The organism is Agriterribacter sp. (genome assembly GCF_035444585.1).
In the GTDB taxonomy this organism is placed as follows: Bacteria; Bacteroidota; Bacteroidia; order Chitinophagales; family Chitinophagaceae; genus Agriterribacter.
Map to the genome: position 1 here is coordinate 1 of NZ_DAOMOZ010000233.1, position 7,065 is coordinate 7,065.

A 7,065-nucleotide genomic window follows, 5' to 3' on the forward strand; every position below is an offset into this window, starting at 1 on the left:
CTCCTTACTTCAAGCAGCTTCAAGAAATCATTACTTCTAAAACCATTGGTGATATTGTAAGTGTGCAGCATATGGAACCCATCGGTTTTGATCATATGGCGCACTCTTATGTACGTGGCAACTGGCATAACAGTACTAAATCTTCTCCCATTATCCTGGCAAAGTCGTGCCACGATACCGACATTTTGCGATGGCTTATTGATGAACCCGTTGAAGATGTGCAGTGTTTTGGAGGATTGCGGTTATTTACGAAGGAAAATGCACCGGCAGGGAGCACGGAAAGATGCACGGACAATTGCGCTGTGGAAGATACCTGCCCTTTTTCTGCCCTGCAGATCTATTACCGCGACAGGAAACGATTGTATGTTTTTGATTTGCCCGAACAGCGCCGCAACTGGGATTATATCATTCTGAAGAAACTGAAAACAACCGATTACGGCCGGTGTGTATACCGGATGGATAATGATCAGCCCGATCATTTAACAGTTAATATGCGTTTCGGAAAAAATATTACTGCGGCCTTTTCAATGGAAGGACTCACTTCCTATGAAGGCAGAAGCACCCGCATAATGGGAACCAAAGGTGATATTGTTGGAGATATGGAAGCCTATACCATTACAGATTTCAGAACGGGACAAAAAACCACATGGAGCCTGAAAACCGATTTCCATGGCGGAGGTGATCATCGCCTGGTGCAGGACTGGGTGCAGGCCGTAGGTCATCAGGATGCGCAAATCCTTTCTTCTACCATTGACGTATCTGTGGTAAGCCACCTGATGGCCTTTGCCGCCGAGAGAAGCAGGTTGAATCATACCATTGAGGTAGTGAAGCTGCATAAGTGAGAGATGTGAATGGTGAATAGGCAAGCTTTTGTAAATTTTTCATAGGTTACAACAGACCGTTTGCAACAGCCCTTTTATTGATGGTATCCTGTTCGACATTGGAAAATAGTAAGTCGCTGATATTAAGCTCCCGTTTTCCTGCGGGGTACAAGTCACGGCGTATAACAGGCTTGGCTCAATCGGGGCGGGATATAGTACAATCAGATAATCACAATTTTAAGCTTCGGTCGGCGGTTGACCACAACATAACAGAAATTATCTGAATACAGTATTTTTTACTTTAAATTGGCCTTCGGTATTTCGGCAGACGGATTTCAAACTCCGCACCTGCACAAAGCCGTAGACGTTGTGTACAACTTTTTTCAACATCCAACAGATCAAAAATTACTTTAATGGCATCAAAGTTACCGGCTGCTAGGCAAGTCAATAGTTTCTATTTAATGCTGCAATTTGTACTAATGGGGCTGATAATTTTTATTTATTTTCTCGCAGGTGCAAGATATTTTCTTACTTATGGAGCCTTGACATATTTGACTATATATTATAGCCTGAGCCGCTTTATTCCCTTAAGTCATAGAACCGCTATGCAACTTATGCAAAAAAGGCAATTCCGGACTGCCATTGTTCATTTCCGAAAGAGTTATCTTTTTTTCAGTAAAAATGCCTGGCTTGATAAATACAGGTGTTTAATGATGTTCTCATCTTCAAAAATGTGTTACAGAGAAATTGACTTAAATAATATTGCATTTTGCTATGGACAAATAGGAGACAACATTCGAACTATTGAATACTATAAGCGGCTGAATGCGGAATTTCCGGATAATGAGTTGGCTAAAGCTGCACTTAACTTTATTGAAACACTTGAGAAAGGCTTAACTACATCTTAGTCTTTAAAGCTTGTTGAAAAGCCGTGCGCAATATCAGGCTGGCAAAAATGCGGGCAGACGAAAAACATTCGTCAACTTTTGGTTCTATTATATTTGTTATTTCGTTGACGAACTCTGGCTACGGTCGTACATTTTTAAACGCCTATAAAAAGTACACATCTGAAAGGGCGGATGCTGCTTATAATGATCAGCAGCAAAACATGCACCATTGTTTATGCCGTTTTCATTTGCCTGTATTCGTGCACGTTTATACCCGTTTTGTCCGATTTGGCTGCGGCAAGCATGGCTTTGGCTACGTCGGCAGCATTAATGGCCCGGTATTTTTTTAATGAGCCCGCCAGCATAAACGACAGTGCCGGTATAATGGATTGTGCCAGTCTTTCTCCCTTCCTCTTTTCTTCGCGGGGACCCAGCAGCAGCGATGGCCGGAAAATATGGAGCGAAGCGTAGGGGAGAGCATGAATAGCAGCCTCCATGCTACCTTTGAGCTGCAGATAAAAATTGGAAGAGCTGGCATTGGCGCCAATAGCGGATACCACGAGGTATTGAGAGAACCCGTTATCTATGCCCCATTGCGCGGCACGCACCGGTATATCAAAATCAATGCTGCGATACACCGTTTTATCGCCCTTAACTTTCTTCATCGTGGTGCCTATGCAGCAAAAAATAGTATCCCCTCTTCCGAGTGCACTATGGAAGTTATCATGATCGCTGAAATCGGTGATCTGTATTTCGAGCTTTGGGTGTATGAAAGCAAATGGTTTTCTGACCAGCACCCTGATCGTGGTAAAATAATCATCCTCTAATAAAAAGTGTAACAAATGATTACCGATCAATCCTGTTGCACCGAGGAGCACGGCTGTTTTTGCTTGCATGTTTTTTGTATTTTGCAGTGAACAGATAGGATATGCAAATTCAGGAAAACATTTCGCTCAGGCAATATAACACTTTTGGAATAGATGCGCAGGCAGATTATTTTTCGCGGTTTACAAATGTTGATGAACTGGGTGAACTGATTGAAGCAAAGCCCCGGTTAAAAAAAATGATTCTCGGCGGCGGCAGTAATATTCTTTTTACAGAAGATGTGAAAGGGCTGGTACTGAAGAATGAGATCATGGGTGTTGAGGAAGTAAAAGAAGATGATAGTTATGTGTATGTGCGCGCAGGTGCAGGGGAGAACTGGCACCGGTTTGTGCAGTACTGCATACGGCGGCAATGGGCAGGGCTCGAGAATTTATCTTTGATCCCCGGCAATGTGGGTGCGGCGCCCATGCAAAACATAGGAGCCTACGGGGTGGAGTTGCAGGAAGTGTTCAATAGTCTTACCGCCTTTCACATTCACGAACGGAAGCTGTATAATTTTACAACCGGCGATTGCGCGTTTGGCTACCGGGAAAGCATATTCAAAAAAAAGTATAAAGGCCGGTTTGTTATACTGAATGTTTCCTTCCGTTTGCGCAGGCATCCCGTATTTCATACTTCCTATGGCGCTATTGAGCATGAACTGGAAAGGATGGGAGTGAAGGAATTAAGCATACAATCCATTGCACAGGCTGTCATCAATATCCGTTCATCCAAATTGCCCGATCCTGCCGTAACCGGCAATGCAGGCAGTTTTTTTAAAAACCCCGAAATTTCAAAAAAGCAATTTGATGCGTTGCAGAAAAAGTATCCTGCCATGCCACATTATCCCGTTAAGCAATATGCTTCGTCTGCAGCCCGCGGCAAAGACCTGGTAAAGCTGGCGGCCGGCTGGCTTATAGAACAATGTGGCTGGAAAGGATTTCGCCGCGGCGATGCAGGCGTGCATGCCAGCCAGGCCCTGGTACTGGTGAATTACGGCAGTGCCACAGGAAAAGGAATATACGACCTTAGCGAAGAGATCCTGCACAGCGTACACAAAAAATTTGGGGTACAGTTGGAAAGGGAGGTGAATGTGGTGTGAAGGGTCGCAGGTTGCAGGTTTCAGGTTTCAGGTTGGCGGATAATGGAATTCCGTTCAGCCCGGCTACTGAAGTTGATTATTTAATTGTTGTACAAGTTATATAATTTGCTGATTGCATTTCGTGAGCCTGAACAAAAGCTAAAACAAAGAACCGGAAGTTGAAGAATGTTTTCGGTGTGCCCGCATGTATGACCTGCCTGTGAGCTGTAGCCCGTTTTGTTTTTCCACTTATTTGTTATTCAGCTTTTCTGCAAATGCAATTATGTGTCCGTCAATGTCGGCAAAATAGCAAACTTTATCGCCCCAATCTTTGTCTTCAATTTCGCTTATCAGTTTAGCACCCATTTTTATTGCGTTGTCAAATTCGAGTTCGATGTTTTCAACGTAAAAGTAAAGTTCGCATCTTGGTATCTCGTTTCCCTGGTCTGGATGTGGTGTTTTGTCCAAAAGTATTTTTGCAATTCCTTCATTTGGCATCAATCCTAATTTGTAATTTTCTGCAAGTTTAAATTCTGTCATTCCCGGAACATTTAAGTCGGGATTTTGTCGGAATAGTTTTGTGTAAAAGTCCGCACTTGCTTGTTGGTCGTTTACGTAAAGTATGGTTTCTATTAATTGAATTTGTCGCATTTTATATGTCGGGTTATAAACTCAATACCTTTTTTCGCCTGTCGGCATTGATTGGAATTGCCCCGGGGTTTCAATGCTGAAAATTTCAGATCGCTTATGTCGTCAAAATTTCTTTGTCTGAATCGAATGTTCATTTTTTACAGAGTGTTTGAGTCGGGTTACAGCTAACAGCTTACAGGGCATGTATACATTAATGAAAGCACCGGGAAGCTAAATGACAGGAACCAAACGAAATCCGAAGTTAAAGATCCGAAATCCGACGGGCTACACGATGAACCAACAAATCAGAAATCAACAAATCAGAAATACCCTACCTGCGACCGAATGCTGATAGCTATGTCTTACCCTATACCTTCAACCTTTATCCGCGCCCTTGTAACTTGTGCCCTGGAACTTCTTAATACCCTTCCTCCTGCTCAAACCCCTCTTCGTCTTCAAAAGATGATGCTTCCCTGCCCATATTGAGCATGGAGCCCATCAGGTCTTTGAATTCAATTTTACCGTCTAATACCTTTTTGCTGATCAGCGAGTACGACGATAAGCCGTGCAGGATCAGTTCCATCAGCAAAGCCGTTTCTTTTTCATTGGCATGCGGAAAAGTTTTTTTCACCAGTCCGTACAGCCCGTCTACTTTATATAACAGCTGAATTTTTTCTTTGTCTTTCACGTTGAACAATATGTCCAGTGTATTCCCCTTGTCGAACCAGTTTATAATGGAACGGTACGGGTTGTCTGTTTCCTTTTGCTGCGCTCTTTTTTTCTTTAACGCGTCGGGACTGGGAAAATACTGTACAAATTGTGTGCGGATGGCTTTGCCTAATAAATTGAAGGCTACCTGGTAGGGGCCTTCCTGCTCTCCTTCATATACCAGCTCTACTTTTCCTGTAACGGAAGGTATTATACCCGTGAGATCGGAGATCCATACCTGGGTTTCTTTTTCCTTGTTGATGATCGCCCTTCTTTCGGCTGCGCTCACTGCATTTTCGTATGCGGCAATGGGCAGGCGTGCGGATACACCGCTCTTCTGGTCTACCATTTCACTCATCCTTGCTTCAAAAGCTACCTGTTCTATGAGCCGTTTTACCAGGTCGCTGATCTTTACTTTATCTGTCTGGACCGGCAGTATATCTGCTTCCTGTTCGGTAATGGTGAGCGAATCTTCGATGTTTTTCGGATAATGGGTTAATATCTGGCTTTCTATGCGGTCTTTTAATGGTGTTACAATGGAGCCCCTGTTCGTGTAGTCTTCGGGGTTAGCTGTAAATACAAACAGTATATCGAGGGGAAGTCTCAGCTTAAACCCGCGTATCTGGATATCGCCTTCCTGGAGGATATTGAACAGGGCAACCTGTATCCTTGCCTGCAGATCAGGCAGTTCATTGATAACAAAAATGCCCCTGTTGCTTCTTGGAATGATGCCGTAATGGATCACTCTTTCGTCGGCAAAAGCCAGCTTCAGGTTGGCGGCTTTTATCGGGTCTATATCGCCTATCAGGTCGGCAACGCTCACATCGGGTGTGGCCAGCTTTTCGCCATAGCGTTCGCTGCGGTGCAGCCATGCAACAGGTGTGGCATCTCCTTTTTCAGCGATCAGCTCCTGTGCGTGCCGCGAAAGCGGGTGCAGCGGGTCATCATTGGTTTCACTGCCTGCTATAACCGGGATGTATTCGTCTAACAATTCGATCATCTGGCGTGCCATGCGTGTTTTTGCCTGTCCGCGCAAACCGAGGAATAAAATATTGTGGCGCGACAGGATGGCTCTTTCCGTATCGGGTATTACACTTTCTTCATATCCAACAATACCCGGAAAGGTGGGATCGCCCTGCTTTAATTTCAGGATAAGGTTATCCCTCATCTCATCTTTAATTCCCTTGCTTTTGTGTCCTGATTTTTTTAATTCGCCTAAGGTTGCCGGTAATATGGTCTTACTCATTTTTTTTAATGCTTTTAAACAGAACCGTTTTGCATTGTCTCTCCAGGGAGAGCAATGAACGTTCCGCTGTTTTTTAATACACTGTTTTTTGTTTCCCGTTCTCAAAATCCCTGAATACAAATGCACCCAAATTATCCAGCGCTGCAAAAAATGCTTTGCCGTTATTGGTTTCCGTAAATTCCGTTACAAAGCGCTGCAGGTAGGGGTCGGTGGCGATCATGAAAGTTGTGATCGGGATCTTTATTTTTTTGCACTGTGCTGCAAGATTGATGCAGCGGTTAATGATCTTTCTGTCTAAGCCGAAGCTGTTTTTATAATACCGTTTGCCCGATTTAAGGCAGGTTGGTTTGCCGTCGGTGATCATGAATATCTGCTTGTTGGGATTTTTCCGCCGCCGTAAAATATCCATAGCCAGTTCCAGTCCTGCCACGGTATTGGTATGATAGGGTCCCACCTGCAGGTAAGGAATATCTTTAATTTCAATGGGCCATGCGTCATTGCCGAATACTACAATATCCAGTGTGTCTTTAGGGTATTTAGTGGTGATGAGCTCGCTGAGTGCCATCGCTACTTTTTTAGCCGGTGTAATGCGGTCTTCTCCATACAGGATCATCGAATGCGAAATATCTATCATCAGCACCGTGGAGGTTTGCGACTTAAAATCCGTTTCCCTGATCTCCAGGTCGTCTTCCCGCAGTTGCAACTGGTCTATGCCATGATTGATCTGCGCGTTGCGGATGGAGCTCACAAAATCAATCTGCTCCAGCATATCGCCAAACTGGAAAGGCCGGGTTTCGGGATTGATCTCATCGCCCTGGCCCGGTTTAA

General features: G+C 44.2%; 7 protein-coding genes. 3 read left to right on the forward strand and 4 right to left on the reverse strand.

Annotated features, from left to right (window positions below; translation table 11 throughout):
• Both PLH26_RS18555 and PLH26_RS18560 read left to right on the forward strand, forming a co-directional pair.
• A partial coding sequence (locus PLH26_RS18555) for a Gfo/Idh/MocA family protein (protein WP_324587522.1) occupies window positions 1-842 on the forward strand: 842 nt, incomplete at its 5' end.
• Window positions 843-1,234: 392 nt separating this feature from the next.
• Complete coding sequence (locus tag PLH26_RS18560; protein ID WP_324587523.1) at window positions 1,235-1,729, forward strand: hypothetical protein; 495 nt, start codon at window positions 1,235-1,237, stop codon at window positions 1,727-1,729.
• 212 nt (window positions 1,730-1,941) lie between these two features.
• On the opposite strand, the gene PLH26_RS18565 is transcribed toward PLH26_RS18560, so the two are convergent.
• On the reverse strand, window positions 1,942-2,604 hold the full coding sequence (locus tag PLH26_RS18565) for an NAD(P)H-binding protein (protein WP_324587524.1): 663 nt from the start codon (window positions 2,602-2,604) through the stop codon (window positions 1,942-1,944).
• 32 nt (window positions 2,605-2,636) lie between these two features.
• On the opposite strand from PLH26_RS18565, the gene murB reads away from it, so the two are divergent.
• Entirely contained in the window at window positions 2,637-3,674 is a 1,038-nt protein-coding gene (murB, locus tag PLH26_RS18570) for a UDP-N-acetylmuramate dehydrogenase (RefSeq protein WP_324587525.1), read from the forward strand.
• 228 nt (window positions 3,675-3,902) lie between these two features.
• Here murB and PLH26_RS18575 read toward each other — a convergent pair whose 3' ends face one another.
• The 3 genes from PLH26_RS18575 to PLH26_RS18585 all read right to left on the reverse strand — a co-directional run.
• Entirely contained in the window at window positions 3,903-4,304 is a 402-nt protein-coding gene (locus tag PLH26_RS18575) for a VOC family protein (protein WP_324587526.1), read from the reverse strand.
• Between the two features lie 397 nt (window positions 4,305-4,701).
• Window positions 4,702-6,237, reverse strand: a complete 1,536-nt coding sequence (locus tag PLH26_RS18580) for a sigma 54-interacting transcriptional regulator (protein ID WP_324587527.1) — start codon at window positions 6,235-6,237, stop codon at window positions 4,702-4,704.
• 73 nt (window positions 6,238-6,310) lie between these two features.
• Window positions 6,311-7,065: vWA domain-containing protein (locus PLH26_RS18585; protein ID WP_324587528.1), on the reverse strand; the 755-nt coding region annotated here is incomplete at its 5' end.

Bases quoted from the DNA above. Each gene is read 5' to 3' on its own strand.
- PLH26_RS18560 (WP_324587523.1), top strand. From the start codon at position 1,235: ATGGCATCAAAGTTACCGGCTGCTAGGCAAGTCAATAGTTTCTATTTA.
- PLH26_RS18565 (WP_324587524.1), bottom strand. From the start codon at position 2,604: ATGCAAGCAAAAACAGCCGTGCTCCTCGGTGCAACAGGATTGATCGGT.
- murB (WP_324587525.1), top strand. From the start codon at position 2,637: ATGCAAATTCAGGAAAACATTTCGCTCAGGCAATATAACACTTTTGGA.
- PLH26_RS18575 (WP_324587526.1), bottom strand. From the start codon at position 4,304: ATGCGACAAATTCAATTAATAGAAACCATACTTTACGTAAACGACCAA.
- PLH26_RS18580 (WP_324587527.1), bottom strand. From the start codon at position 6,237: ATGAGTAAGACCATATTACCGGCAACCTTAGGCGAATTAAAAAAATCA.